The sequence below is a fragment of the Anaplasma marginale str. Florida genome, from assembly GCF_000215485.1.
Taxonomy (GTDB): domain Bacteria; phylum Pseudomonadota; class Alphaproteobacteria; order Rickettsiales; family Anaplasmataceae; genus Anaplasma; species Anaplasma marginale.
In genome coordinates, this window is record NZ_AFMS01000099.1 from 1 (window position 1) to 771 (window position 771).

Here is a 771-nt window from a genome sequence, read left to right on the forward strand (position 1 = left end):
GTTCTTGCGCTCCAGTATCTCTAATACATAAGACGGGGGAAATGCTCCATGCCCACACTGGACTAGTGTACCTACAATAATTCTAACCTGCTTATGTAGAAAAGACTTTGCAGAAACATGCACGAATATATTATTTCCCTCCCTAACGCAGTCAATCCTATCCACTGTGCGCACAGAAGATTTGGACTGGCATTCCTTTGCACGAAAACTTGCGAAGTCTTTCTTTTCACCAACCATGTGGCTTGCGGCCTCTTGCATATCGGATACGTTCAACTGCTTGGGTACGTGCCACATGCGCAGGCGATCCAAGCACGGAGGCGCGTCCCTATTCACAATTTTGTACATGTAGTGCCGCTTTTTGGCAGAAAACCTGGCGTGGAAGCCTTCTGCAGCCTCTTCCAGCGAGAGAATGGAGACCATATCTGACCGCAAATAGTGATTGAGTGCATTTTTTATGACATAGTCTTGCAGCGAGGTGTTGAGGTCAAAATGCACAACTTGGCCAAGCGCGTGCACGCCAGCATCCGTCCTACCTGCGGCAAAAACTGTCACATGCTGCTGGGAAAGGCGATATATAGCATCCTCAATTGATTCCTGCACTGACCGCCCAGCCACACCCTTCTGGCGCTGCCACCCTATAAAAGCAGTGCCGTCATACTCAACAACAGCTCGGTACCTCATCCCAACATGTAGTGTAGAACCGCCTTGCGCACGGCCGCCCCAACTTTAACCTGAAACAGCACGGATGAGTGATTATCAGCCACCTCGTCA

At 49.8% G+C, this 771-nt stretch carries 1 protein-coding gene; it reads right to left on the reverse strand.

Features of this window, described 5'->3' with window-relative positions; genetic code table 11:
• Window positions 1–681 (reverse strand): tRNA pseudouridine(38-40) synthase TruA (gene truA, locus GAC_RS02665; RefSeq protein ID WP_037349380.1); only part of this gene is annotated, 681 nt, incomplete at its 3' end.
• Between the last annotated feature and the right edge of the window lie 90 nt (window positions 682–771).